Raw genomic sequence first — 26,337 nt, 5'->3', positions numbered from 1 at the left:
ACCACCGTTGGCACAAGACTCAGTTCAGCCACTCAGTTCAGCCCCAGTGTCTTCCGCACCTCCGCATCGCTGGTCTGGCCAAAGACCCGGTAAGCCTGACCCACCGAGGCGAGCCGGCTGTTATCCCAGGGCACCACGACGTCGTCTGCGGGCCCGGCCGCCAGGGAAGCGGGGCCGCAGCTCATGGGTGCGGCGGCCACCAGCCACGCCGGGTCCAGTCCTCGAACCGCGGCCAGTGCAGCACGCATGGTCGCCCCGGTGGCGAGCCCGTCGTCGACCACAAGGACCGTCTTGCCATAGACCTGCTGCGGCGGCAGCCGGGGCCGGTAATTTTCGGACCGGCGAAGCAGCTCTGCCCGTTCCGCAGCGGCAACGGCGTCCAATTCCGCCTGGGCGCTCGCCGGTTCCGTGTCCAGCCAGTGCCGGACGACGTCGTCGTTCCAGACGGCAACGCTCTCGCCCGCCGCCTCAGCCACCGCGCCCGCCGCAAGTTCCGCCTGCCGGGGATGGCCCACTTTCCGCACCACGACCACGTCAAGCGCTGCGTCCAGTGCGGTTGCCACTTCCGCAGCTACCGGAACACCGCCGCGCGGCAGGCCGAGGACCAGCAGCCCGGGGGTGCCACGGTACTTCCTCAACGCAGCGCCGAGGACCCGCCCGGCTTCGGACCGGTCGGAATAGGGAAAGGGGTGCACTGGCCTCTCATTCACAGGTGCTCCTGCCCTGTTGGCCTCCTGCCTGAGGTGGCGCCCGGGGAGCGGGGCCGTTCCTTCCACGGTAGGACGGCGGAGGGGCAGCGGCAATGAGTTCCGGTGCCGGAGCGGTGCGTTGCAAAGGGCACTGCGGCGTAGCAGGCTGGCCCCATGACTGAAACGGCAGTAATTACCGGTGCAACCTCGGGCCTGGGTGCTGAATTCGCACGCCAGCTGGCTGAGCGCGGCTACAACGTTGTGCTCACCGCCCGGGATAAGGAGCGGCTGGAAGCCAAGGCGGGCGAACTCGCATCCCGCTACAAAGTGGAGGCATCCGTGCTTCCCGCGGACCTGTCCACCACGCAGGGGGTGGACGCCGTGGCTGCCAGGGTGGCGCAGCCCGACGTCGCGCTCCTAGTCAACAACGCCGGCTACGGACTCAAGAACGACTTCCATGCCAACCCGGCCCAGGCGGAGCTCGACCATTTGAACGTGCTGGTCACCGCACCCCTGCTGCTCAGCCACGCTGCGGTCAATTCGATGCTGAGCCGGGGCGGCGGCCGGATCATCAACGTCGCCTCCGTGGCCGGATTCATTCCGCGCGGTACGTACAGTGCTGCAAAGTCCTGGGTCATTAACTTCAGCCGCTGGGCCAACCTGCACTACAACACCCGCGGGATCACGGTAACGGCGGTCTGCCCCGGTTTCGTGCATACCGAATTCCATCAGCGGATGGACATGGACAAGACTCTCTATCCGACCTGGATGTGGCTTGACGCAGACCGCGTGGTGCGCGAGGGACTCAAGGACGCGTTCGCCGGGAAGGGCGTATCCGTGCCGTCAACCCGTTACCGGGTCCTGGCCGCGATCGGCAGCCGGGGGCCCCAGGCGCTGGTAGCCAGGATCGGCGGCCGCGGGCGCTAAGAGGCGGGTATAGCTGGTTTTCCAGTAGGCTTCCAAGCACGCTCCAACGCTGTTGAAAGGTCTCACCATGGCACTGCCCGTATACGCCCTGCACGAGAATCCCGAGTGGTTCCCGCCCTTCGCCAAGGCATTCGAGGCTGAGGGAGTCGAGGTGCACGAATGGCTGCTGACGGACGGCGTCCTGGACCTTGATGCCGCACCTCCGGAGGGAATCTTCTGGTCACGGATCAGCGCCTCATCCCACACCCGCGGACACGGTCTCTCCAAGGACTACGCCCGCGCGGTGCTGGCCTGGCTGGAAGCCCACGGCCGCCGTACGGTCAACGGCCGGCGTGTCCTGGAGCTGGAAATGAGCAAGGTGGACCAGCTCACCGCCCTGCGTGCCGCAGGCATTGAGACGCCCCGCACTGTAGCGGCGATCGGCCGCAGCCAGATCCTCGCTGCCGCCAAGGAATTCCCGGTGCCGTTCATCCTGAAGCACAACCAGGGCGGCAAGGGCCTGGGCGTCCGCAAGTTCGAATCCCACGGTGAGCTGGCCGACTACGTGGCCTCGGAGGAGTTCGAGGAACCGGCCGACGGCATCACGCTGGTGCAGGAGTTCATCCAGGCGGCGGAACCGTTCATCAGCCGGGTAGAGCTGGTCGGAGGGAAGTTCGTCTACGCCATCCAGGCAGACACCGCCCGCGGAGGCTTCCAGCTGTGCCCTGCCGATGCCTGTGCGATCGACCCCTCCACCGGCAGGCCGATCATGCCGCCGGGGGCATCGATCGCGCCGGAGCCCGATACCCAGCTCTTCAGCCTGCGGGAGGGATTCGACCACCCCATCATCGCCGCCTATGAGGAGTTCGCCCGCCGGATGGACCTGGAGGTGTGCGGCATTGAATTCATCGAGGCCGCGGACGGCCGGCTGCTGACCTATGACGTGAACACCAATACGAACTACAACGCCGTGGTTGAGGCTGCAGCACCCGTCTCCGCTCCCCGGACACTGGCCGCCTATCTCGGGGCGCTCGCCGCAGAAGCGTAGCTCCGGCCCACCCATCAGCGGGAGTTTTCTCCGCCTATGCGCGAACTGGAATATAGTCGGAAAGTACCGAACTAAGGAGCTCCTTCACATGACCGCTGCCCAGGAACCGCTGTGGGTTAGGCACTACCAGCCAGGCGTGCCGGCAGAAATCGAACTGCCGACGGAATCGCTGACCGCAATGGTGGAAGACGCCGTCGCCCGGTTCGGCCCCAAGGTAGCCCTGGAGTTCTTCGGCGCCGAGACCACGTACGAGCAGCTGGGCGACCAGATCAACCGTGCAGCGGAAGGCCTGCGGAAGCTCGGGGTCCGCCACGGACACCGGGTCGCGATCATCCTGCCCAACTGTCCCCAGTACCTCGTCGCGTTCTATGCGGTCCTGCGGCTGGGCGGCGTCGTCGTCGGACACAACCCGCTGTACACCGAGCGCGAGCTGCGCCACCAGTTCGAGAACCACGGCGCGCAGGTCGCGATCGTCTGGGACAAGGCCGTCGAGAAAATCCAGGACTTCCCCGACGACGTCACGGTTCCCAACATCATCGCCGTGGACATCACCAAGGCCATGCCGCGGCTGAAGCGGATTGGCCTGCGCCTGCCGATTCCCTCGATCCGCCGGACCCGTGCGGGCCTCACCACCAAGACCGAGCACACCATCCCCTGGGAAAAGCTGCTCGCCAACGATCCGATCGACCCGCTGCACCCCAAGCCGACGGTCAACGACCTCGCCGCCCTGCAGTACACCTCCGGAACTACCGGCATGCCCAAGGGCGTGATGCTCAGCCACTACAACCTGCGCGCCAACGCCCTGCAGGGGCAGGCCTGGATGCACGGAGCTCAGGAAGGGGAGGAGGTCATCTACGGCGTGCTGCCCATGTTCCACGCCTTTGGCCTGACCCTGTACCTGACGTTTGCCATGCTCACGGGTTCCCGGCTGGTGCTGTTCCCGAAGTTCGACGTCGACCTGGTCCTGGATGCGGCGAAGAAATCCAAGCCCACCGTTTTCTGTGCCGTGCCGCCGATCTACGAAAAGGTGGCCATCGAGTCCAAGAAGCGCGGCATTGACATCTCCACCATCCGCTACGCGATTTCCGGGGCTATGACCCTCTCTTCAAAGACTGTTGAGCTGTGGGAAGAGGTCTCCGGCGGACTGCTGGTGGAAGGCTACGGGCTGACCGAGTCCTCCCCGGTGGCCCTGGGCAATCCCTTCGCGGAAAGCCGCCGCAACGGAACAATCGGCGTGCCGTTCCCCAGCACGCGCATGCGGGTGGCAGATCCGGACGATGTTTCCCGGGACGTACCGACCGGCGAGCCCGGCGAACTGCTGATCAGCGGGCCGCAGGTGTTCTCCGGTTACTGGAACAATCCCGAGGAAACCGAAGAAGTCCTGACCGAGGACGGGTGGCTGCGCACCGGGGACATCGTCACGGTGGATGAAGACGGTTTTGTGAAGGTGGTGGACCGCCGCAAGGAGCTCATCATCACTGGAGGGTTCAATGTGTCTCCCTCCGAAGTCGAGGAAGTCATCCGCAGCAACCAGGACGTCTCCGACGTCGCCGTGGTGGGCCTGCAGCGGGGCGCCAGCGGCGAGCAGGTGGTCGCCGCCGTCGTGATGCAGCCGGACACCGAATTGGACGAACAGGCACTGCGTGCCTTCTGCCGTGAACGGCTCACGCCCTACAAGGTTCCCCGCCGCATCGTGGCGATCGAGGAGCTGCCCAAGTCGATGCTGGGGAAGGTGCTGCGCAAGCAGGTCCGCGACTCGCTGGAGGGCACCATCTAAGCACTCCAGCTCCAGCCTGGAAGAACGCTACAGGGACGGCCGCCGCATGGTGGCCGTCCCTTTGCCGTGCGGGGTTCATCTTGACGGGCCTATACACAGGCAGTGGAATAATAAGTAGGCTTGGTAGTGCAGGCCCGGCCCGATCACGAAGGCCGCGACAAAGCCATGGACATGCACCGATGACCCGGTAACCAGGCCGCTGCGGGCGGAAGCGGCAGGGGTGGACGTGGCTGAAACTGATCGTGAATTCCAAGCGCCGGGGGTTCCCGGCGTACATTCGCTGCCGAAGGAGAACAACACGATGATCAGCAATCAGCAAGTCGAAGGACTCATGGCCTCTTCGGGAAACGTGCTCGGTCCCAACGGAGACAAAATCGGATCCGTGGGAACGTTCTACCTCGATGACCAGACGAACGAGCCCGCCTGGGTGACGGTAAACACCGGGCTGTTCGGTTCCAACGAGACCTTTGTCCCCCTCAGTGAGGCAACCGTGGAGGGCATGGATGTGCTGGTGCCCTACTCCAAGGAAGAAGTGAAGAACGCTCCCCAAATCGAAAGCGACGGCTCCATCAGCGCCGAGGAGGAAGTCACTCTCTACCGTTACTACGGCTTTACGTACGACGACGGCAGCTCCGGCACTGACTCGATGGAAGCGGGCGGGGGAACGGACACCCTGATCGAGTCCGAAACGGACACCATTTCGGGCACGGAAGGACGCTCGTCGGGCATGGGGTCCGGCTCAGGTATGGGCTCGGGAAGCGGGTCCGGAATGGGCAGCGGCTCGGGCACCGGTACTTCGAACCTTTCGGAGCGCAGCGGTTCGAATGTGGACGATGCCATGACCCGCTCGGAAGAGCGGCTCGACGTCGGCACCCAGCGCCGCGAGACCGGCAAGGCCCGGCTGCGCAAGTACACGGTGACGGAAAACGTAACCACCGAAGTGCCGGTGAGCCACGAAGAGGTCGTGATCGAGCGTGAGCCGATCACTGACGCCAACCGGGAAGCGGCGATGCGCGGTCCGGAGCTGCGCGAGGATGAGTACGAAGTCACCCTGCACAGCGAGGAGCCTGTTGTCGAGAAACACACCGAACCGGTGGAGCGCATCCGGCTGGGCACCGAAACCGTAAGCGGGTCGGAAACCGTGAGCGAAGAAGTGCAGAAGGAGAAGATCGACACCGAAGTGGATGATGCCTCCAAGCGCAACATGTCCACGGGATCAGGCCACGATTCCGGACACCACGGCTCCGGATCCGGCCACGACTCAGGATCGGGCGGTTCCGGATCGGGCGGTTCCGGATCGGGCCGCGATTCCGGGTCAGGCGGCTCGCGCTGATTCCCGATCCGGCCTTTTAGGGGCCAGGCTCCAAGGAACAGGAAAAGACCCCGCAGCTGACCAGGCTGCGGGGTCTTTTCCTGTCCCGGCCAGAACCCCATGCGTCCCCATGAAATCCTGCTCTGACCTGCGGGAATGATGCCCGCCAAGTCGACGCATTGGAGGATTTGGGATAAGCTCCCTTGGTCAAAGTCCTAAGCAGACTTAGCGCTGCGTACTACCAGGGGGAATCATGTCTCATCAGTCTGCCCACAACCCGTATGCCCACAACCCGTATGCCCCGGCCCAGCCTGGACCGGCGGACCTGTCCCAGCCGCTCTACGGCGCCAGCTTCGGTGAAGCCATCAAGCGGTTCTTCAAGAAATACGCCACCTTTTCCGGCCGTGCGAGCCGCAGCGAATACTGGTGGTACATGCTGTTCAACTTCGTGGTCTACACCGCACTGGGCGTCATCGTGAACCTCGGCGTAAATTCCTATGGAGAGCCGACGGGTCTCGGCATCATTGCGGCACTGCTGCTGCTGGCCTTCTCACTCGCCGTCCTGGTTCCCGGCATTGCCATCCTGGTCCGCCGCCTGCATGACGGCGGCTTCTCTGGCTGGATGGCACTCCTGGGGCTGGTGCCGTTTGTGGGTGGCCTCATCATCCTGGTCTTCGCGATCCTGCCCAGCAAGCCTGAAGGCGCACGCTTCGACGCCGGAGCCCAGCAACAGTACGCAGCCTACCCGCAGGCATAACCGAGGGTATGTCCCGGCTCCCACCCCGGCCGGTATAACCGCAGGTGGGAGTCCAACCCCTTCCGGAACAGGGCCATGGCTTCAATACTGGGGGTATGACCCACGCTATTTCGTCATCTCCCGGCAGCGACGCCGGAAACGCTTCCGACGCACGCTCGGCTGATCTGGCAGAGGAATCAGTCCAGCTGGTCCGCCGCTGGCTCTCGGAGGCATCCACCATCCGCGTGGATGCCTCCGCAGCCCAGCTCGCAGGAATCCTGAAGGACCCGGGAGGACTCGAATTCACGGTCGGATTCGTGGACGGGGTCGTGCGTCCCGAAGACCTCACGGTTGCAGCCCGGAACCTTGCCGCGCTGGCACCGAAGGTCCCGGCCTTCCTGCCCTGGTATATGCGCGCAGCCGTCCGTACCGGCGGAGTCCTGGCGCCGGTGCTGCCCGGCGTCGTCGTCCCCGCCGCCCGGGCGGTGCTGAGGCGAATGGTCGGGCACCTGATCATCGATGCAACCGACGCCCGGCTGGGAAAGAGCATCAGGCACATCCGCCGCGATGGTGTCCGCCTGAACATGAACCTCCTGGGTGAAGCGGTGCTTGGCCGCACGGAAGCGGCACGCCGGCTTGAGGGAACCCGGCGCCTGCTCGAACGCGAGGACGTGGACTACGTCTCGATCAAGGTTTCCTCCACCGTTGCACCGCATGCGCCCTGGGCCTTCGACGAGGCCGTTGCCGACGTCGTCGAGACACTCACGCCCCTCTACCGGCTCGCGGCCGGCGCTGCCCGGCCCAAGTTCATCAACCTGGACATGGAGGAGTACAAGGACCTGGAGCTGACCATGGCGGTGTTCATGGAGCTGCTCTCCCGTCCCGAGTTCCACCGGCTCGAAGCCGGTTTGGTGCTCCAGGCGTACCTGCCGGACGCCCTCGGCGCCATGCAGCGGCTCCAGGCTTTCGCCGCCGAACGCCGTGCCGGCGGCGGCGCCGGAATCAAGGTGCGGCTGGTCAAGGGGGCCAACCTCCCGATGGAAGCCGTTGAGGCCTCGCTGCACGGCTGGCCCCTTGCCACGTGGGGCAGCAAGCAGGAAACGGATACCAACTACAAGCGGGTCCTGGACTACGCCCTGCAGCCCGAACGGATTGCCAGCGTCCGGCTCGGAGTTGCCGGACACAACCTCTTCGACATCGCCTACGCCTGGCTGCTGGCCGGACGCCGCGGGGTGCGGGAAGGTATCGACGTCGAGATGCTCCTGGGCATGGCAGCCGCCCAGGCCGAGGTGGTCAAGGCAGACGTCGGGCACCTGCTTCTCTACACCCCGGTGGTGCACCCGGCAGAGTTCGACGTCGCCATCGCCTACCTGGTGCGCCGGCTCGAGGAGGGGGCCAGCAGTGAGAACTTCATGTCCGCCGTGTTCGACCTCGCCTCCGATGACGCTCTGTTTGAGCGGGAACGGCAGCGTTTCCTCTCCTCCCTGGACGCGCTGGACAGCTCGGTCCCGGAACCGAACCGCCGTCAGGACCGCACCCTGCCGCCCGTCCCGGCGGAAGAAGGATTCGAGAACGCCCCGGACACGGACCCCTCCCTTCCGGCCAACCGGATGTGGGGGAGGGAAATCCTGGCCCGGGTTCCAGGCTCCGAGCTCGGGCTGCTGCCTCTGGCCGCGGCCCGGATCGAAAGCGAGGAGGAACTCGAGGAGATCCTGGCCGGAGCTGCCGCGGCACAGGCCGGATGGGCCGCTCTGGGCGGCAGCGGCCGTGCAGCTGTCCTCCGCCGGGCCGCCGAAGGACTGGAAACCCGGCGTGCCCAGCTGCTGGAAGTCATGGCTGCGGAGGCCGGCAAGACGCTGGACCAAGGTGACCCCGAGGTATCCGAGGCCATCGACTTCGCACGCTGGTACGCCGCGCGTGCCGAGGAGCTCGACGACGTCGACGGTGCGGTCTTCCACCCGTCCCGCCTTACCGTGGTTACCCCGCCCTGGAACTTCCCGGTCGCAATCCCGGCCGGCTCCACCCTCGCGGCGCTGGCCGCCGGTTCGGCCGTGGTGCTGAAGCCTGCCGGTCCGGCCAGCCGCTGCGGGGCAGTGCTGGCCGAAACGCTCTGGGAGGCCGGTGTGCCCCGGGACGTCCTGCGGTTCGTGCAGCTGGGGGAGTCTGAGCTTGGCCGCCAGCTCATCTCCCACCCGCTGGTGGACCGCGTCATCCTCACGGGAGCCTATGAGACCGCTGAACTCTTCCGGTCCTTCCGCCCCGAACTGCAGCTGCTGGCAGAGACCTCGGGCAAGAACGCCATTGTGGTGACTCCCAGCGCCGACTTTGACCTCGCTGCCCGGGACGTCGCCGCGTCTGCCTTCGGGCACGCCGGGCAGAAGTGTTCGGCTGCCTCGCTGGTGATCCTGGTGGGTTCCGTGGCTGAATCCCGGCGTTTCCACCACCAGCTCCTGGACGCTGTGCAATCACTGGTGGTGGGGCGTCCGGAGGATCCTGAAACTCAGATGGGCCCGGTGGTCGAGCCGGCAACGGGCAAACTGCTGCGCGGCCTGACGGAACTGGGCGCGGGGGAGTCCTGGGTCCTTCAGCCGCAGAAACTCGACGTCGAAGGCCGGCTCTGGAGCCCCGGGATCCGGGCCGGGGTCCGGCCGGGCTCCGAGTTCCACCTCACCGAGTATTTCGGACCCGTGCTTGGAGTCATGCGGGCATCGACCCTCGAGGAAGCCGTGAAACTGCAGAGCCAGGTGGAGTACGGCTTGACGGCAGGACTGCATTCACTGGATCCGGAGGAAATCCGCTTCTGGACCGGGAAGGTGCAGGCCGGAAACCTGTACGTGAACCGGGGAATCACCGGGGCGATTGTGCGGCGGCAGCCTTTCGGCGGCTGGAAGAAGTCCTCTGTAGGCGCAGGCACCAAGGCCGGTGGACCCAATTACCTGCTGGGCCTGGGCGGCTGGACATCCCGCCCCTCCACAGCGGACGCACAACCAGGACAGGACGCGGTTGCCCTGCTCGCCGAAGCGGACCTCTGCGGAAGCTACTCCGCGGCAGAGATGGATTTCCTGGCCCGCTCGGCGGCCAGTGACGAAGCCGCCTGGCGTGCCGGGTACGGCGAGGTCCGTGACGTCTCCGGCCTGCTCGCGGAGCGGAACCTGCTGCGCTACCTTCCGGTCGCCGTCCATGTCCGGCTTGCGGAGGGAGAGCCGGAGGCGCGCCTGCTGCGCGTGCTGTCTGCAGGCCTTCGCGCGGGCGCACCGGTGACAATCTCGGTTCCGTTCCCGCTGCCTTCGGGGATCTGCGCACTGCTTGCGGGCCGCGGCTACAGGGTGAGTGTGGAGGACGACGCCGGCTGGCTCGCCCGGCTGGGCTCCGGAACGGGGTTCGATGGCGGGCTGCCGGCCCGCATCCGGCTGCTCGGAGGGAACCGGCTTGCCGTCGCCGCTGCTGTTGGAGGCCGTCCCGACGTCCCGGTGTATGACCAGCCCGTGACCGAGTCGGGGCGGGTGGAACTGTTGCCGTTCCTGCACGAACAGGCCATCAGCATCACGGCGCACCGCTTCGGTACGCCGAGCCCCATCGCCGACGTGACCCCCGGGGTGCCCTAAGCCGAAATGTGCCCTAAGCCGGAATGTGCCCAGCGCCGGAATGTGCCCAGCGCCGGAACGGGTTTTGTGCTGCCTCTGGTCTTCGCTGCCCTCGGCTGTTACGGTCCTCGGCATGGACATGCTCATTTTCGAGTAGCGAACTGCGCGCCGGCCGGGAAACCCTGGGTTTCCCCCGCTGGTCCGCATCGCTCTAAGCAGACCGCACAGTACACAGCTTGTTGAGGCTGCGGCCTCCGAGTCCTTCCGTCTGCACCTCGAAAACCGCTGGTGGCGCAACGCCTCAGCGCGCCCGGAAGGGCACAGCCCGGCCCCGGCAAGCCTCAGAAGATCTGGAGCTAAAAACCATGACGAAGCCGATCAAGAAACCTACTGAAGTGTCCAACCAGATGTCCGCCGATCCGGAACTGCAGGTCAACATCGCGCCCGCAGCCGCCCGCAGGCTCAGTGAGGAAGGCCTGCGCCGCCTGGCTTCCGCCAAGTCCGCGGAGGAGGCGAACCTGCCGGGCTGGCAGAGCCTTGGCAAAGGAGGCAAACCGAACCACGCCAACGGCCGCCAGGGCCCGCGGGAACGTAAGGTCCGCTGGTAGGAATCCCTGGTGAACCGGCTGCAGGCTGCCCGCCTGCAGCCGGTTCGCTGTTGCGGGGAGGACTCTGCGGAGTTGGGGCCGGGCCGGATTCTTTGGGATGCTAAACATCATGGATTTAACACCCCCCGCCACTTTGCCCCGGTCTTCCGCCCACGCTACCGAAGAACTTCTCGCGTGGATTTCCGGTGGCCTGGGAACCATCCGCCTGAACCGGCCGCGGGCCTTGAACGCAATGAACGTGGACATGGTGAAGGCCATGAACCGGGTGCTGCAGGACTGGGCAGCGGACGACGCCGTCCGCGCCGTCCTGCTCATGGGTGCCGGTGACCGCGGCTTGTGCGCCGGCGGGGACATCCGTGCCATTGCCGCCGGAACAGACGCCGAAGCAATGGAGTTTTGGAGCGCGGAATATGCCCTCAACGCCACTGTGGCGTCCTTCCCGAAGCCATACGTCGCTGTGATGGACGGCGTCGTGATGGGCGGCGGCGTCGGCGTGTCCGGCCATGCCGGCATCCGGATCGTCACCGAACGGACCCAGGCGGCCATGCCGGAAGTGCGGATCGGTTTCAGCCCGGACTGCGCCGGGGCACTGCTCCTGGCCCAGGCGCCCGGCGAACTGGGCACCCATCTGGCCCTGACCGCCGGCACCATGACCGGGGCTGATGCCATCCTGTGCGGTTTTGCGGACTACTACGTCCCCTCCCGCTCACTTCGGGCGCTGGCAGCCGAACTGGAGGAATCGCCTTCCGACGCCGCCGCCGTGGTGGCGGGTTTCGCCGTCGAGCCGCCCGAAGCGCCGCTGGCAGCGGAGCAGGAATGGATCGACGAATGCTATGCCGGAACTGACCTGCAGCTCATTCTCGAACGCCTGGACGGCCATGAGGCACCGGCAGCTGCCGAAGCTGCGAAAGCGATCCGGGGTATGGCGCCTTTCTCCCTGGCCGTTGCCCTGGCCGGGCTGCGCGCGGCAGCGCAGGACCCTGTGCTGGAGAAGGTGCTGGCCCGGGACCTGACCATGGCGGACCGGATGATCGTCCGGCCGGATTTCCGTGAGGGAGTCCGGGCCCGGCTGATTGACCGGGACGCTCCGGTATGGATGCCGGGGCGGCTGGAGGATGTGTCTGCCGAAGACGTCGCGTGGACGCTGGCTCTTTAGCAGCATCGCCGGCCGCCGTTGGCGGAGGGACGCTGGTCCCGCCGCCGGACCGGTGCCATGATGGTGGCCCGCACAGGTTCGGGCAAAGGACACCTCATGCTGCTCAACGGCAGGAATGCAATCATTTACGGCGGCGGCGGCTCGATCGGCGGTGCGGTCGGCCGGGCGTTCGCGCGTGAAGGTGCACGGGTTTTCCTGGCCGGCAGGCACGCCGAACCGCTGCAGGCCGTCGCGGAGCAGATCCGGGAGGCCGGCGGCCTGGCGGAAACCGCCGTCCTGGACGCGTTGAACCAGGAGGCGGTCAACGCGCACGCCGACGACGTCGCCTCCAGCGCCGGAAGCCTGGATATCTCCGTCAACGTCATCCAGCACGGTGATGTTCAGGGAACTCCGATGGCCGCCATGTATGTGGAGGACTACCTGCGACCGGTGTCCACCGCCGTCCAGGCAACCCTCACCACGGCCCAGGCTGCTGCCCGGCACATGATGGAACAGGGCTCCGGCGTTCTCCTGGCCTTCGGCGGATCAGGGACCCAGAGCCCGGGGCAGTACCTGGGCGGCCTGATCACAGCCCTGGAAGCGATTGAGGCAATGCGCCGCCAGCTCGCCGTCGAACTGGGACCGCACGGCATCCGTGTGGTGACCCTGCGTTCCGGCGGCATACCGGAGTCGCTGCCGGCGGACCTTCAGGGGCGGGAGGACATTGCCTCCGCGATTCAGGACGCCACGATGCTGGGCCGCGCCGCGACGCTCGAGGACGTCGGCAATGCGGCGGTCTTCGCGGCGTCGGACATGGCAGCGAGCGTGACGGCAGCAACGATCAACATCAGTGCAGGCGCGCTGATCGACTGGTAGCAGCGCCCGTTCCGGGGCCGGGAACGGCTTTAGGCGAGGGTCCGCCAGATGGTGTAATCCTCGGTGCTTACCGCCGTGTGTGCTCCGGACTCTTCGTCGCGCAGCCACAACGTAGCCAGCCCCGGGGCTGTATCCCGCACCTCTCCCCGATAGTAGACGTGGCCGCCGCTGCGGACTTCAACATGGTCTCCGCGGTGGATCGAACTGACATTGCGGATGCGGCGGGCAAAGGTATTGGGGGTAGATGGGGACGGGGTGGCTGAGGGCAAGCTTGTACTCCTGGACAGTTCCTAAGGGGGCCTAGTTATGTCAACGGATCAACTGCCCCCAAATATTCCCAAAGCGTTATCCACCCCCTGACGCAGGGTTGTCCGAAGGGTAAAGTCTGGGCCATGGACATCGTGGATTTCCTGCTGACGCGCTTTCACGAAGACGCCGCGGAGTCCCGCAAGCTGCTGGGCGGTTCCGAGATTTCGCTCTCGGACCGCTGGTATGAGGAACGGCTCCTGCGGGAATGCGAAGCGAAACTGATGCTGATCGACATCATCGGCGGTGCACGCCGCAATGCCCTGTCCAGGATGCTTCAGGACACGGAGGACGGCAGCCGTGCCTACGCAGACGAACTGGAATGGACCACACTGGCCCTGGCAGCTTTGGCTGCTCCCTATGCCGACCATTCCGAATACCAGGATGTCTGGCGGCTGGTGGAAAAGCGGCCCTGATTTCCACCGTCCTCCGGGAGATCCCGCTGACCGTCCGCTGGCCTGTTGGGATGAACCGCAAACGCCTAGATTGGCAGACATGACTGTGGAGACCGCATGAACGCCGTTAGTGAAGTTGCCGGTGGGACATCTGCCGGCCGCGCCGTCCTGGAACAGCTCGCGCAAGCCAAGCGGGTGGCGACGACGTTCACCGGCTGGAACGGCGGGCGGCAGGATGTTTCGGACACAACCCTGCGGACGATCCTCGCGGCACGGGGAGCTCCAGCGGATACCCCGGCGCAGGCTGAGGAATCGCTGCGCGAGGCCCTGGCCGCTCCCTGGCGCAGGGTCCTGCCTCCGACAGCGGTGGCACGGGAGGGACACTCCGTATCCGTGGCCGTCCACCTGACACCGGGAAGCACGGTGCGGGCATGGATCGACCTTGAGGACGGGGGCACGGCGCAGCTTTCCTGGCCCGGCGAGCCGGAGGAATCCGCCGTCGTCGACGGAACCGAAATCCAGCGCACGCAGCTGGCGCTGCCGGCGGAGCTTCCGCTGGGCTGGCACCGGCTGCACGTTGATGCCGGCGGCCTGCAGGCCGACTCCGTGCTGGTGGTTACACCGGATCGGCTGCCCGGTCCCGGACACGGAGGACAGGAACGGAGCTGGGGAATTATGGCCCAGCTGTATTCAGTCCGCTCCGAACGTTCCTGGGCGGTCGGCGACTTGGCGGACCTGGCCGATCTTTCCGCCATCTCCGGCGAAGCGGGTGCCGGATTCGTCCTGATCAATCCGCTCCATGCGGCGGAACCGGTGCCTCATGTCGAGGACTCGCCCTATCTTCCCGCAACGCGGCGGTTCTTCAACCCGCTCTACATCAGGGTGGAGGCTATCCCGGAGTACAGCTATCTTCCGTCCGCGACCCGCGCCGGAATCGAAGCCCGGGCCGCCGGCCAGCAGGCGCTGAACCATGACGCCAGGCTGCTTGACCGGGACACCGCCTTTGCGGCCAAACTCCAGAGCCTGCGAGAGGTGTACCAGGTGCCGCGCAGCCCCTCGCGCGAGCAGCAGTTCCAGGCCTTTGTCAGCGGCGAAGGCGCCGGACTGGAGAGTTTCGCCCTGTGGTGTGCCCTCGCCGCGCAGGCCCCGGCGGGGGCCCCGGAATGGGAAGCAGGGCTGCACAGCGACTATGCCCGGGCGAAGGCGGTTGAACTTTCCGCGGAGATACGGTTCTACCAGTGGCTCCAGTGGATCTGCGACGAGCAGCTTGAATACGCGCAGCGTGCGGCCAGGAGAGCCGGCATGGGCATCGGAACCGTGCACGACTTGGCAGTTGGTGTCCATCCCGGCGGTGCGGATGCCTGGACCCTGCGGGATGTGCTGGTTCCCGAAGTTTCGGTGGGGGCACCGCCGGACATGTTCAACCAGGTGGGGCAGGATTGGAGCCAGCCGCCCTGGGACCCGGACCGGCTGGCTGAAAGCGGTTACGGGGCCTACCGGGACATGCTCCGCACCGTCCTGCGGCATGCAGGCGGAGTCCGCGTGGACCATATCCTCGGCCTGTTCCGGCTCTGGTGGATCCCGCGCGGCGAGGCACCGGGCCACGGCGCGTACGTGTACTACGACCACGAGGCGCTCGTCGGAATCCTGGCCCTCGAAGCGCAGCGCGCCGGGGCTGTCGTGATCGGTGAGGACCTTGGGGTCTTCGAGCCCTGGGTCCAGGAATACCTTGCCGAACGGGGTGTCCTGGGAACGTCGATCCTCTGGTTTGAGCACACCGCTGACGGGCCGCGCCAGCCTGCGGACTACCGCGCGGGTGCACTCGCCACGATCGGGACCCATGACCTTCCGCCTGCCGCCGGCTACCTCGCCGGAGAGCATGTCAGGCTGAGGGACTCCCTGGGGCTGCTGAACCGCCCGCTGGAGGAAGAACGCGCCCTGGACCGGGAAGCGACGTCGGCAATCCTGGACCTGGTCAAGGAACACGGACTGCTCTCCGAAGAGGCGGGAGAACAAGAGACTGTCGAAGCGCTGCACCGCTTTATCGCCGAGACGCCGTCAGTGCTCATCGGCGTCGGCCTTGTCGATGCCGTGGGGGAATCCCGCATCCAGAACCAGCCGGGGACATCAAATGAATATCCGAACTGGCGGATTCCGCTGGCCGGCCCGGACGGGGCGCCTGTCCTGCTGGAAGACCTTGCCGGAAATCAGCGGTTCCGTTCCCTCGCCGAGGTCATGAACGAGTCACTGCGGAGCTAAGCGGGCTGCTGGTCAGCGAAGGCCACCCGGCGAAGCAGGGACCGGAGCTGGTCCCTTTCGGCGGGGGAGAGGGCCCCGAGGGCACTGTTTCCTGCATTCTGGACAATTGCCGCCGCCTCCGCATAGAGGCGCTTGCCTGCGGCAGTCGGTGTGATGATGTTGGACCGGCGGTCCCGCGGATCGGCCTTGCGTTTCACTGCGCCGCGCTTCTCCAGTGCGTCCACCAGGGCCACGATCTGGCTCGGGTCCAGGAAGAGGAACTCGGCCAGTTCGCGCTGCGAGGGTTTCAATCCGCTGCAGGCCAGGGAGAGCACCGAATACGAACGCACTTTGAGGTCCAGGGCGGCCAGATCCTCGTTCGCACGCCGCGAACCCACAGAGCGGGCCCGGGCGGCCAGGAACTCCGTTTCATTCGCCAGTTCGGAGGAATACAGCCGTTCAATCCCGGTCTCGGGAGCGGCAGCTGCGGCAGCGTTGTCCTGTCGGGCGGTCTGAGTCATGGGTCCAGAGTACGCCCAATCACAACTGTTGACATTCTCAATCATCTCGGTTGTTATGGTGTGAGGTAGGACACAATAATGAGGAGTCATCATGTCCCTGGACGGCAAAGTCGCGATTGTTACCGGCAGCGGGCGGGGGCTGGGCCTCGCTTACGCCCGGGAGCTGGCCCGGCAGGGTGCGGCTGTGGTGGTGAACGACGTCGATGCTTCTGTGGCTGAGGAGGCAGTCGCGGTGATCACGGCCGACGGCGGGCGTGCCGTGGCTGTTGTTGCCCCGGTGGGGTCCACCGAGACGGCGAAGGCCCTGGTGGATGCTGCGGTGGAGAACTTCGGCGGCCTGGACATCCTGGTGACCAATGCCGGGGTACTGCGCGATAAGTCGCTGCTGAAGATGACCGATGAGGACTTTGACCTGGTGATCAACGTGCACCTGCGCGGGACGTTCACCTGTGTGCGGGAGGCCTATGCCTACTTCAAGGAACACAACGTGGCCGGCCGGATCATCACGATCGGTTCCCCGACCGGGCAGCGGAAACTTCGGACAGACCAACTACGCTGCGGCGAAGGCCGGGATCGTGGGCATGGTGCGGACCTGGGCGATGGAGATGAAGAAGGCCGGTGTGACTGCCAATGCGGTGATTCCGGTGGCTGCGACGGCGATGACGAAGACGGTCCCGTATTTCGCTGCCGCCGTGGAAGCGGACGAGCGCGGTGAGGCGATGCCTGATTTCTTCCGCAAGGACCTGGGTTTTGGTACGGCGGAGGATGTTGCCGGGCTGGTGGCGTTCCTGGCGTCGGAGGAAGCTGCCGGGATCACGGGTCAGGCGATTGGTGTGGGCGGGGACCGTTTGCAGCTGTGGTCCCATCCTGAGGCTGTGGCCACTGAGTACCGTGACGGCGGCTGGTCCTATGCGGATCTCGCGTCGGCGTTCCCGTTCGCCGGGCAGCAGCAGAGTGTGGGGGAGAAGTTCCCGCCGCTGCCCGAAGAGCTCCAGCCGCAGACCGCTTCCAACTAGCTACGACGAAGAAACAGGAAAACCCTATGAGCGCTACCGTTGTCACCCTCGAAGAACTTCCCTCACTGGTCGGCAAGGACCTGGGCTACACCGACTACATCGAGATCACCCAGGACCAGATCAACACCTTTGCTGACGCGACCGATGACCACCAGTGGATCCACACCGATCCGGAAAAGGCCAAGGACGGGCCCTTCGGAGCCCCCATCGCCCACGGGTTCCTGACCCTGTCCCTGATCATTCCGCTGTGGAGTGCCCTGTTCGACGTGGACGGCGTGAAGACCAAGGTCAATTACGGCCTGGACCGGGTCCGGTTCACGAACCCGGTGAAGGTGGGCTCCAAGGTCCGGCTGCACTCTGTGATCGCGGAGGTCACCGAGGTGAAGGGCGGCGTGCAGATCAAGACGTCCAACACCATCGAGATCGAAGGCGAGGAACGTCCCGCCGTCGTCGCTGAATTCCTGGCCCGTTTCTACGCCTGATTCCCCTGGCGTCCCTGACTTCCGGCTCCCTCCGCGGGCCGGGAAGGAAAAGCTGTACCAAGCACCATCACCGCAGTATCCGTTTCTCCCCTCAAGGAAGAGGAAAGTTATGAGGCACTTCATTACCCGCCGGTCCGCGAAGGTATTTGCGCTCGGCGCCGTTGCGACGCTGGCACTGGCAGGCTGCGGCGGCGGCAGCCTGTCCGGCAGCGAGTCCGGATCACCTGCCGCTTCCGAGTCCGCCGGAAGCGGTGAACTCGAGAAGGTAGTAGTCGGTGTCCTGGCGATCGCGCCGTCGGCTGCCATGCACTACGGCATCGAGGAAGGCGTCTTCGAGAAGCACGGACTCGACGTCACGCTCGAGACGGGCCAGGGAGGCGCGGCGATGCTTCCGGCCGTCTCCACCGGCAGCATGAACTTCGCCGTTGGCAACCCGCTGACAGTGATGGTGGCCAAGGACAAGGGCCTGGACATGAAGATCGTCACGGGTTACTCCAACTCCTACGCGGAGGGGGAGGACATCAACGGCGTGGTCGCCCGGGCAGACTCCGGCATCACCTCCTTTGCCGACCTGGAGGGCAAGACCGCCACGGTCAACGCCATCAACACCCAGGGCGACCTGACCATCATGGAAGCCGCCTCACTGGCCGGTGCCGATCCCAGCGCCATCAACTTCTCCGAAATGCCGTTCGCGGACATGGAAGCGCAGCTCGAGCTGGGCAACACAGATGCCGTCTGGCTTCCCGAGCCGTTCCTGAGCAAGGCACTCTCCAACCCGGACAACGTCCTGGTCGGCTACTCCAACCAGGAAGCCGTTCCCGGAATGCCCACCATGGTGTCCTTCACCTCCGGCAAGTATGCGTCTGAAAACCCGGAAACCGTGGCCAAGTTCAAGGACGCCATGGAGGAACTCCTGGTCCAGGCGGAGGAGAACATCGACGACGTCAAGGCAACCCTGCCCGACTTCATGACCATGCCTCCCGAAGTTGCCGCGAACCTCAAGATGGAGCAGTACGAGGCCGAACTTCGCACTGAAGAGCTCACCGACATGGGCGAACTGATGCTCAAGTACAAGTTCGTCGAAAAGGCCCCTGACCTGGGCTCCATGACGGTCGAATAGAGCCGTGCCGGGGCCTGCTTCCTCCGGCCGGCCCCGGCACTACCTCCGGCAACTCACCCACCGATGAAGGATTTCGAGCAATGCAGAACCAGGGCCTGGGCTCATGGATCCACCGCCAGCGGGTTAAGTCTGGATCCAAGACTGCACTGATTTTCCGGGACAGCAGCATTTCCTACGCCGAGTTGGACGCCCGGATCAACCGGCTGGCTTCCGTGCTCCGAGCCAACGGCGTGGAACACGGATCCAGGGTCGCTTTCCTGGGCGACAACCACCCGGCGTTCTTGGAGACCTTCTTCGCTGCCGGATCTCTTGGGGCAGTGTTTGTTCCGCTTAATACCAGGCTGGCCCCACCGGAGATCCAGTACGCGCTGCAGGACTCCGGGAGCATCATCCTGGTGAATACCCTGGCCCTGGACGACCTGGCGGTCCGCGGCGCCCGGGAGACCGGCGTCGAACTCCGCCTGCTCGTGGATGACGGCAGCGGTGCGGCCTCCGCGGAGGCCGGCAGCCTGCCGGTCCAGGCGTACGAGGACTGCTTCTCCACTGATGCCCCGTTTGCTGACGCTGAAGTCTCGCTTGAGGACGGCGCCATCATCCTCTACACCTCAGGGACAACGGGACGACCCAAGGGTGCGCTGCTGACTCACGCCAATCTCGCCTGGAACTGCTTCAACGTGCTGGTGGATTACGACGTCGCCGGGGACGACGTGGCGCTCATGATCTCGCCGCTCTTCCATGTTGCCTCGCTGGACATGGGGGTTCTTCCCAACCTGCTCAAGGGTGCAACCGTCATTCTGGAAACCCGGTTTGAACCGGGCCGGACGCTGGAGCTGATCGAAAAGTACCGCGCCACCTTTATCAGCGGTGTGCCCACCACCTACCAGTTGCTGTGTGAACATCCGGACTGGCCCAAGCGCGACATCAGCTCGCTGCGCAAACTGACCTGCGGAGGTTCCGCCGTTCCGCTGCGGGTGATCGACGCCTACGAAGAGCGTGGTCTCGGATTCTCCAACGGCTACGGCATGACCGAAACGGCTCCCGGAGCGACTGCCCTGCCGCCGTCGCGCTCCCGGGAGAAGGCCGGCTCCGCCGGAATCCCGCACTTTTTCACGTCGGTTCGGGTCACGCGTCCTGATGGCGCGGTTGCCGCTGCGGGAGAGGTCGGCGAGGTCCAGATCAGCGGGCCGAACGTCATCAAGTCCTATTGGAACCGGCCTGAGGCCACGGAGGAATCCTTCACCGACGGGTCCTGGTTCCGTTCCGGCGACATGGGCTATTTCGACGGCGACGGCTTCCTCTTCATCTCCGACCGGCTCAAGGACATGATCATTTCCGGCGGGGAGAACATTTATCCGGCCGAGGTGGAGCAGATCATCAGCGAACTCGAGGCTGTCAGCGGTGTGGCTGTGATTGGGATACCCGACGAGAAGTGGGGTGAAGTGCCAAAGGCCATCATCACCCTGCGTGACGGGTACGCCCTTGACCCTGCTGAGGTTCCGGCGCACCTGGACGGACGGGTGGCCAGGTACAAGATCCCCAAGACGGTTGAAATCGTGCCGGAATTCCCGCGGACGGCCAGCGGAAAGATCCGGAAGGCCGACCTGCGGCGGGAGCATGCCGGCTAGCGATCCGGCTGATCCGGCGGCTGGTTAGGGGCGGCTCATTCAACGGCTCATTCGACGGCGATGAACGGGACCGTCCTGCCCGTTCGCGCCAGCACCCGTTGTTCCAGGTCCGCTCCGTCGGGAACGTCCACCGGCCGGTCAAAGAGGCCGGGCGCGTAGGCAAGGTCGCCGAACCCGTCCATGGCTGCCCCGATGTCATTGAGGTCCTTTTCGGTCAGCAGCGCATCCAGTCCCTGGGACACGGCAAGGTCCCACCGGTGCACCAGAAGATCGCCGCCGTAAAACCCCGCAAGGGTTTCCCCGATGGTGCTGGGGCCGAAGTAGCCCGCGAAACTCCGGCGGGCGACGTCGGGATCTGCCAGCAGGCCGGCCACCGTTTTCTCGTGTTTGGTCCATTGCCGGACCGGCCCGGTGTCCGCTGCGGCATCGCCTCCCAGGAGATTATGCTGCTCCAGGAACTCCCGCTCCGTCGACACTATGTGTGCCACGATGTCCCGTGCCCGCCACTGGGCGCAGGGTGTCGGCGCGTCCCAGTCAGCGGCTGCCATCACGAGGGCGGTAAATGGGTCTGCCCGTTCACGCCACATTCGCAGTGCTTCCGTCATATTCTTCTCCTTGTCATTTCCGCCAGGTTTGGGTTATCTGAGGCTAGGGCCGCGCCCCGCTGCCTGTCTTGTACGAATCCGTCAGTGTGGAGGGCAGGTGAAGCCGTGGACGAAATCAGCAGGGGACACCTCAATGACCCGGAGGACGGTTCCGTTACGATCTACCGCCGTGACCCCTCCGCTTCCCTCCGGAACTGGCTTCAGGTTTTCTGGATTCCCGTGTGGTCGGTTCCAGAGTCCGGGTTTCGTGAACAGCGGGTCCTCACCCACCCGGTGTGTTTGCTGAGCATTACGGATTCGTACGCACGTCTGGTCGGACCGGCCAGCGTTGCGGCACGGCAGGTGCTCCGCGGCGACGGCTGGGCGTTTGGGGTGATGTTCCGTCCCGGCGTTGGACGGCGCTTGCTGGGCCGCGATGTTTCGGCGATAACCGACGGGTACGCGGATCTCTCGGAGATAGCGCTCCTTCACGGCCTTGCGGAGAAGATACGGAATCTCATGCAGGCCGACCCCCGAAGTGCGGATGCACATCGAGCGGCACAGGACGTCGTGGAAGGGCGGGTTGCGTCACTTGGCCACCCGGATGACGGTGCAGTCCTCGCCGGCAGGGTGGTCTCCATGGTGGAGGATCCGCTGATTGCTTCCGTTGCCGATCTTTGTGAAGCGCTTGATTTGCCGGAGCGAAAACTCCAGCGGCTGTGTTCCGGCTTCCTCGGTGTGAGTCCACGCTGGCTGATCCGGCAGCGGCGGCTGCATGAAGCAGGGGAGCGGCTAAGGAACGGAGGGTCCCTTGCAGATCTTGCCACCCGGCTCGGGTACACCGATCAGTCCCACTTCTCCCGGGATTTCCGAGCGGCTACCGGATGGCCCCCTGGCCTGTTTGCGCGCATGGCGAAGGGAATGCCTGGGGAGGTCCGGTGATCTGCGGGCCCGTTGCTGCCCCGTGATGACTGCCGCCGTTGCCGTTGCCGTTGCCGTTGCCGTGGCCGCCGTTGCCGCCGGCGCCGGGCGCCGGCAGGCACCGCTTCCCGGGTACGCTGCTTAGTCAGGGGCCAGGTCAGCGGCCGGCGCATCGGCCGCCCGCCGATGCGCCGGCCGATACGCCGTTGGGGAGGAACGCCAACATGACAACGAGCCTGCTGCTGCTTGCAGACACCCACCTGCCGTTGCGGGCCAAAGCCCTGCCGGACGAGGTCTGGGCCGCGGTTGAAGCTGCAGACCTGGTGGTACATGCCGGCGACTGGGTGAACGAGGATCTGCTGGACGAGCTCGAGGACCGGTCCCGCGCGCTGCTGGCCTGCTGGGGAAACAATGACGGGCCGGGCCTGCGTGCCAGGCTCCCCGAAGTCGCCCGCGCCGTCGTCGAGGACGTGAGAATCGCCGTCGTACATGAGACAGGCGCCGCCCGCGGGCGTGAAGCGCGCATGGCTGAGGCCTATCCCGGGACAGACCTGCTGGTCTTCGGGCACAGCCACATTCCGTGGGATACCGCCGCGCCGGGCGGCCTGCGGCTGCTGAATCCAGGTTCACCCACAGACCGGCGCAGGCAGCCGTTCTGCACGTACATGGTCGTTACCGTGGATGGCCGGACGGTCGAGGCTGACCTGCGGCGGTTGCCGCTGCGCGGGTTGCGGGTGCAGGCCGGGCCGGTTCCCTGAGGATTATCCACAACGTCGCCACGTGGCGGTTCGTGCCAGATGTTTTCCACAAAGGGGCCTGCGGAAGGACGTTCCCTTTAGCAGGGCTGGCACTTTTGGGCCTATGGAAAAAAGGGGTGCTTCAGAAGGAGTTCGGACAGATGCCGCTTCGGCCATGTCCGGGCGAGGTCTGCTCAACGACTTCACTCTGGCGGAAGGAATCTCCAGACGCTTCAGCGGGTCCTTGACCGTTTCGGATGTTGACGCCCTTGATGCTGCCGAAGCCGTCGAAATGCTGGAGGCGGTTGCGTCGCTGACTGCCTGGGCCCAGGCGCTGCAAGCCAGGGTGGTGCACCGCATGGAGGAACTCATCAACCGTGAGGTTGAGGAGATGCTGCAGAAGCCTGATCCGGTGATGGCCATGTCGCTGACTGCAGCCGAGGCTGGTTCCGTGCTGCGGTTGCCGCATATGACGGCGATGCATTTGGTCAGCGATTCGGAAGCACTGTGCGACCGGTATCCGGAGACACTGGCGAGCCTTTCCCACGGCAGTATCAGCTACCGGCACGCGCAGGCAGTTATCGACCAGGCTGACAGTGTCCCGGAGGAGGAACGGCGGGGGTTCCAGTCCGAGCTGCTGGCTTTGGCGGAGGGACAGACCTGCGCCCACCTGATGCGTGCGGCTCGGCGGCTCAGGGAACGGCGCTGGCCGGAGACCATGATTGAGCGTCACCGTGCCGCCTTGGAGAAACGCAGAGTGGGCTTTGACCCTCTTCCCGACGGTATGGGCCAGTTCACTGCTTTTGTGGCAGCGGAGACAGGACAGGCAATCCTCTCGAAGCTGACGGCGGCTGCTCGGGGGCAGCAACAGGCAGGGGACACGCGAACCGTGGACCAACTGCGCGCAGACATCTTCAGCTCCCTAATGCTTGGAGCAGGTCCCGACGATCCGGCCGTGCCGCAGGTTGCGGGCAACGGGGACACGGTTCATGAAGTCCCCGGAATCGCCGCCGAAATCATGGTGCTGATCCCCGCGGACACGCTCTTTGGCGGCGACGACAAAGCTGCCGAACTAAACGGCTACGGCCCGATCAGCTCAGAGGCTGCCCGGAGATTGGCAAGACAAGCGCTCCACTGGACAGGGCTGGTCCAGGATCCGGCTACCGGGGAGATCCTGGCAGTGGGCCGGCGTCGCCGGGTTCCCGCCGGACTCAAACGCTGGCTGCAGGCGCGGGATGGCACATGCCGCTTTCCGGGATGTTCGGTCAGTACGCCGCGGACCGAAATCGACCACACGATCCCGTGGTCCCATGGCGGTCCCACCGAGCACGGAAATCTGGCCAACCTGTGCCCGAAGCACCACAGATACAAGACACTGGGATTCTGGTCGGCCGACCAGCCGGTTCCCGGGGTCTTGAAGTGGAGATCGACTCTTGGTCGCACCTACCAGGTCAAACCTGTACTGGACTATGGGCGGCCGACCTATCCTGCGGCCGGGGAAGGGCCGGAAACCCGGGCAGGATAGGTGGCTCGGATTACGTTTCGGTGAACTGACGTCGCTCAGTCACGTCGTAGCAGACGACCTGTTGGCGGTACCTCAGTGTCACGGTTTGGTGCGGGGCTGACCTCTACACCCCTCAGGAACGTCTGCTGAACAATGCCTGACAGTTCCTTGCCGGCGTAGGGAGTGATGGGATTTTTGTGGTGCAGTCTGGTTGCGTCGACGACGAAGGTCCTTTCTGAAGCAAACACGGCGAAGTCGGCGTCAGCACCCACCTCAATCCGGCCCTTTCGTCCCAGCCGTGCCAGTTCAGCCGGTCGGTGGCTCATCCACTCCAGGACCTTTTCCAACCCAATGCCTCTACGCTGTGCCTCCGTCCAGATCAGGGACAGTCCCAGTTGAAGCGAAGAGACCCCTCCCCAGGCCACACCGAAATTGCCGGCTTCCAGGTCCTTCAGGTCCAGGGTGCTGGGGGAGTGGTCTGAGACGATGAGATCGATGGTCCCGTCAAGCAGCCCTTGCCACAGCTGCTCCCGGTTGGCGTCCTCCCGAATTGGAGGGCAGCACTTGAACGCTGTCGCTCCGTCGGGGATGTCCTCCGCCAGCAGTGTCAGGTAATGCGGGCAGGTCTCCACGGTCAGCCGGACTCCGTCGCGCTTGGCCTCCGCGATCATAGGCAGGGCTTCGGCAGAGGACAGGTGCAGAATGTGCGCACGTCCCCGTGTCCGCCGCGCCGCTTCAATGACCTGTGCGATCGCATTGTTCTCCGCAGACGGCGGCCGGGAAGCCAGGAACCCTGCATAGTCCCTTCCAGACGGTTCCGGTGCGGCCTCAATCACGGCCGGGTCTTCCGCGTGCACGATTAGCAGCGAGTCAAAAGACGCCAGCTCCGCAAGGTCCTTCTCCATCTCCGCCGGCTCCAGGTGAGGGAACTCATCCACCCCCGAATGAACCAGGAAGCATTTGAATCCGAAGACGCCGGCATCATGCAGCGGACGCAGGTCAGCAGTGTTGCCCGGAACGGCACCACCCCAAAACCCCACATCCACAAAAGCCTGGCCAGCCGCCGCTTCCTGCTTGGCGTGGAGAGCTTCCACCGACACGGTGGGAGGAATCGAATTCAGCGGCATATCGATGATCGTCGTGACGCCGCCGGCAGCAGCAGCCCGAGTGGCCGACGCGAACCCCTCCCATTCCGTCCGGCCGGGTTCATTCACATGCACATGCGTGTCCACCAAGCCGGGCAGCAGAACCTCGTCATCAGCGAGCTCAATCTCCCGCGCTCCGCTCAGCCCCGTCCCCAGGGGCACGACGGCGGACACGGTGCCCCCGCGGACGCCGATCTCCCAGGCACCAGTCCCGGCAGCGGCGTAAATCTTCCGGCCGCGCACGACCAGATCGAAATCAGCGTGGGTCATACGTCGCACTCCTTAGTTTCTGCACCCGGCAGTTGCAGCCAGCCAAAGGCATCAGCCGCCAGACTCTGGTATTCCAAGCTAACCAACCCCGTGTAACCCGCGGCCACAGACTCGGCAACCCACTGGGCCAGCGGAAGGTTCCCGCTTCCCGGCACTCCTCGTCCCGGGGCGTCAGCGATCTGGATGTGGCCAAACTCCGCAGCATGCGACGCAATCAGCGCCGGCACATTCACCCCATTCACCGCCAGGTGGTAGAAATCGGCCAGCAGGGCAATGTTCGGCATCCCGCCATTCCGCACACGGTCGATGACAGCAAAACAGTCCGACGCCGTCAGCAGCGGGTACCCCGGAGCACCGCTAAGCGGTTCCAGGAGGACCGTGCCGCCCAAGTGAGCGACGGCGTCGGCAGCGATCATCAGGTTCTCCACCGCCGTCTCGTCCTGCTCGGCCAGCGGAACGCCGTCCTCGCGAAGCCCGTAGAGCGCGTTGAAGCCCCGGCATCCGGTCAGCCTCGCGATCCCGACGGCCGTTTCCAGGCTGGCCCGGAACTCCTGGCTGCGGGACGGCGACGACAGTACACCCCGCTCACCGGCCGGCATGTTCCCGGCAAAGAAGTTCAATCCGGTCAACCGGACCCCGGCCTCATTCAGCGAGCGCAGGAACGCATCGACCTCAAGATCGTCCGGAACAGCCGAATCGAACGGCCACCAGAATTCGACCGCCTCGAACCCGGCGGCAGCTGCTGCGGCCGGACGCTCCAGCAGAGGCAGATCCGTCAGCATGATCGAACAATTCACGGTCC

The 26,337-nt window shown here is 65.4% G+C and carries 23 protein-coding genes and 1 pseudogene; 18 read left to right on the top strand and 6 right to left on the bottom strand.

Annotated features, from left to right (window positions below):
• Positions 1-32 precede the first annotated feature (32 nt).
• Entirely contained in the window at positions 33-710 is a 678-nt protein-coding gene (locus NF551_RS14740; RefSeq protein WP_227895831.1) for a phosphoribosyltransferase, read from the bottom strand.
• A 153-nt stretch (positions 711-863) separates the two neighbouring features.
• On the opposite strand from NF551_RS14740, the gene NF551_RS14735 reads away from it, so the two are divergent.
• The 9 genes from NF551_RS14735 (at position 864) to NF551_RS14695 (ending at position 12,671) form a co-directional block, all read left to right on the top strand.
• Positions 864-1,616 (top strand): SDR family NAD(P)-dependent oxidoreductase, encoded by a 753-nt coding sequence (locus NF551_RS14735; protein WP_227895830.1) that lies wholly within the window; start codon positions 864-866, stop codon positions 1,614-1,616.
• Positions 1,617-1,683: 67 nt separating this feature from the next.
• A complete protein-coding gene (locus NF551_RS14730) occupies positions 1,684-2,643 on the top strand; it encodes an ATP-grasp domain-containing protein (protein WP_227895829.1) in 960 nt (319 codons plus the stop codon).
• Positions 2,644-2,731: 88 nt separating this feature from the next.
• Complete coding sequence (locus tag NF551_RS14725) at positions 2,732-4,420, top strand: long-chain-fatty-acid--CoA ligase (protein WP_227895828.1); 1,689 nt, start codon at positions 2,732-2,734, stop codon at positions 4,418-4,420.
• A gap of 226 nt (positions 4,421-4,646) precedes the next feature.
• Positions 4,647-5,753, top strand: a complete 1,107-nt coding sequence (locus NF551_RS14720) for a YsnF/AvaK domain-containing protein (protein WP_341482267.1) — start codon at positions 4,647-4,649, stop codon at positions 5,751-5,753.
• A gap of 232 nt (positions 5,754-5,985) precedes the next feature.
• On the top strand, positions 5,986-6,489 hold the full coding sequence (locus NF551_RS14715; RefSeq protein WP_227895827.1) for a DUF805 domain-containing protein: 504 nt from the start codon (positions 5,986-5,988) through the stop codon (positions 6,487-6,489).
• Between the two features lie 95 nt (positions 6,490-6,584).
• On the top strand, positions 6,585-10,073 hold the full coding sequence (locus NF551_RS14710) for a proline dehydrogenase family protein (protein WP_227895826.1): 3,489 nt from the start codon (positions 6,585-6,587) through the stop codon (positions 10,071-10,073).
• Between the two features lie 344 nt (positions 10,074-10,417).
• On the top strand, positions 10,418-10,660 hold the full coding sequence (locus tag NF551_RS14705; protein ID WP_227895825.1) for a hypothetical protein: 243 nt from the start codon (positions 10,418-10,420) through the stop codon (positions 10,658-10,660).
• Between the two features lie 109 nt (positions 10,661-10,769).
• Positions 10,770-11,816 carry a 3-hydroxyisobutyryl-CoA hydrolase gene (locus NF551_RS14700; RefSeq protein ID WP_227895824.1) on the top strand — a complete coding sequence of 349 codons (1,047 nt, stop codon included), beginning with the start codon at positions 10,770-10,772 and terminating at the stop codon, positions 11,814-11,816.
• A 96-nt stretch (positions 11,817-11,912) separates the two neighbouring features.
• On the top strand, positions 11,913-12,671 hold the full coding sequence (locus NF551_RS14695; RefSeq protein ID WP_227895823.1) for an SDR family NAD(P)-dependent oxidoreductase: 759 nt from the start codon (positions 11,913-11,915) through the stop codon (positions 12,669-12,671).
• A gap of 29 nt (positions 12,672-12,700) precedes the next feature.
• Here the strand turns inward: NF551_RS14695 and NF551_RS14690 are convergent, their stop codons facing one another.
• The gene (locus tag NF551_RS14690; RefSeq protein ID WP_227895822.1) at positions 12,701-12,940 is read right to left on the bottom strand and encodes a hypothetical protein; all 240 of its coding nucleotides are present in this window, start codon (positions 12,938-12,940) and stop codon (positions 12,701-12,703) included.
• A gap of 123 nt (positions 12,941-13,063) precedes the next feature.
• On the opposite strand from NF551_RS14690, the gene NF551_RS14685 reads away from it, so the two are divergent.
• Together NF551_RS14685 and malQ are read left to right on the top strand one after the other, a co-directional pair.
• On the top strand, positions 13,064-13,393 hold the full coding sequence (locus NF551_RS14685; RefSeq protein ID WP_227895821.1) for a DUF6221 family protein: 330 nt from the start codon (positions 13,064-13,066) through the stop codon (positions 13,391-13,393).
• 96 nt (positions 13,394-13,489) lie between these two features.
• Positions 13,490-15,631 (top strand): 4-alpha-glucanotransferase, encoded by a 2,142-nt coding sequence (gene malQ / locus NF551_RS14680; protein ID WP_227895820.1) that lies wholly within the window; start codon positions 13,490-13,492, stop codon positions 15,629-15,631.
• Here the strand turns inward: malQ and NF551_RS14675 are convergent.
• A complete protein-coding gene (locus tag NF551_RS14675) occupies positions 15,628-16,131 on the bottom strand; it encodes a MarR family winged helix-turn-helix transcriptional regulator (RefSeq protein ID WP_227895819.1) in 504 nt (167 codons plus the stop codon). The genes malQ and NF551_RS14675 overlap by 4 nt on opposite strands.
• Before the next feature lie 91 nt (positions 16,132-16,222).
• Here NF551_RS14675 and NF551_RS14670 point away from each other — a divergent pair.
• The 4 genes and pseudogenes from NF551_RS14670 to NF551_RS14655 all read left to right on the top strand — a co-directional run bounded on the left by NF551_RS14670 (position 16,223) and on the right by NF551_RS14655 (position 20,374).
• Positions 16,223-17,147 (top strand): annotated as a pseudogene (locus tag NF551_RS14670) (SDR family NAD(P)-dependent oxidoreductase).
• Positions 17,148-17,173: 26 nt separating this feature from the next.
• The gene (locus NF551_RS14665; protein WP_227893939.1) at positions 17,174-17,629 is read left to right on the top strand and encodes a MaoC family dehydratase; all 456 of its coding nucleotides are present in this window, start codon (positions 17,174-17,176) and stop codon (positions 17,627-17,629) included.
• A gap of 109 nt (positions 17,630-17,738) precedes the next feature.
• Positions 17,739-18,749, top strand: coding sequence for an ABC transporter substrate-binding protein (locus tag NF551_RS14660; protein WP_227893940.1), 1,011 nt, complete (start codon positions 17,739-17,741; stop codon positions 18,747-18,749).
• 80 nt (positions 18,750-18,829) lie between these two features.
• Positions 18,830-20,374: an acyl-CoA synthetase gene (locus NF551_RS14655; protein WP_227893941.1), complete on the top strand. Its 1,545-nt coding sequence runs from the start codon at positions 18,830-18,832 to the stop codon at positions 20,372-20,374.
• Positions 20,375-20,421: 47 nt separating this feature from the next.
• Here NF551_RS14655 and NF551_RS14650 read toward each other — a convergent pair whose 3' ends face one another.
• Positions 20,422-20,979 (bottom strand): maleylpyruvate isomerase N-terminal domain-containing protein, encoded by a 558-nt coding sequence (locus NF551_RS14650; RefSeq protein ID WP_227893942.1) that lies wholly within the window; start codon positions 20,977-20,979, stop codon positions 20,422-20,424.
• A gap of 105 nt (positions 20,980-21,084) precedes the next feature.
• On the opposite strand from NF551_RS14650, the gene NF551_RS14645 reads away from it, so the two are divergent.
• The 3 genes from NF551_RS14645 (at position 21,085) to NF551_RS14635 (ending at position 24,141) form a co-directional block, all read left to right on the top strand.
• Positions 21,085-21,900, top strand: a complete 816-nt coding sequence (locus NF551_RS14645; RefSeq protein WP_227893943.1) for a helix-turn-helix domain-containing protein — start codon at positions 21,085-21,087, stop codon at positions 21,898-21,900.
• Between the two features lie 203 nt (positions 21,901-22,103).
• Complete coding sequence (locus NF551_RS14640) at positions 22,104-22,637, top strand: metallophosphoesterase family protein (protein ID WP_227893944.1); 534 nt, start codon at positions 22,104-22,106, stop codon at positions 22,635-22,637.
• Positions 22,638-22,791: 154 nt separating this feature from the next.
• On the top strand, positions 22,792-24,141 hold the full coding sequence (locus NF551_RS14635) for an HNH endonuclease signature motif containing protein (protein ID WP_227893945.1): 1,350 nt from the start codon (positions 22,792-22,794) through the stop codon (positions 24,139-24,141).
• Positions 24,142-24,176: 35 nt separating this feature from the next.
• On the opposite strand, the gene allB is transcribed toward NF551_RS14635, so the two are convergent.
• Positions 24,177-25,535: an allantoinase AllB gene (gene allB, locus NF551_RS14630; RefSeq protein WP_227893946.1), complete on the bottom strand. Its 1,359-nt coding sequence runs from the start codon at positions 25,533-25,535 to the stop codon at positions 24,177-24,179.
• On the bottom strand, positions 25,532-26,317 hold the full coding sequence (locus tag NF551_RS14625) for a hydroxypyruvate isomerase family protein (RefSeq protein ID WP_227893947.1): 786 nt from the start codon (positions 26,315-26,317) through the stop codon (positions 25,532-25,534). Before NF551_RS14625 ends, allB begins: the two co-directional genes overlap by 4 nt.
• Positions 26,318-26,337: the final 20 nt, after the last annotated feature.

The sequence above is a fragment of the Arthrobacter caoxuetaonis genome (assembly GCF_023921125.1).
In the GTDB taxonomy this organism is placed as follows: Bacteria; Actinomycetota; Actinomycetes; order Actinomycetales; family Micrococcaceae; genus Arthrobacter_B; species Arthrobacter_B caoxuetaonis.
Note: the sequence above shows the minus strand (reverse complement) of the source record. Positions and strands in the feature narration are given on the sequence as shown.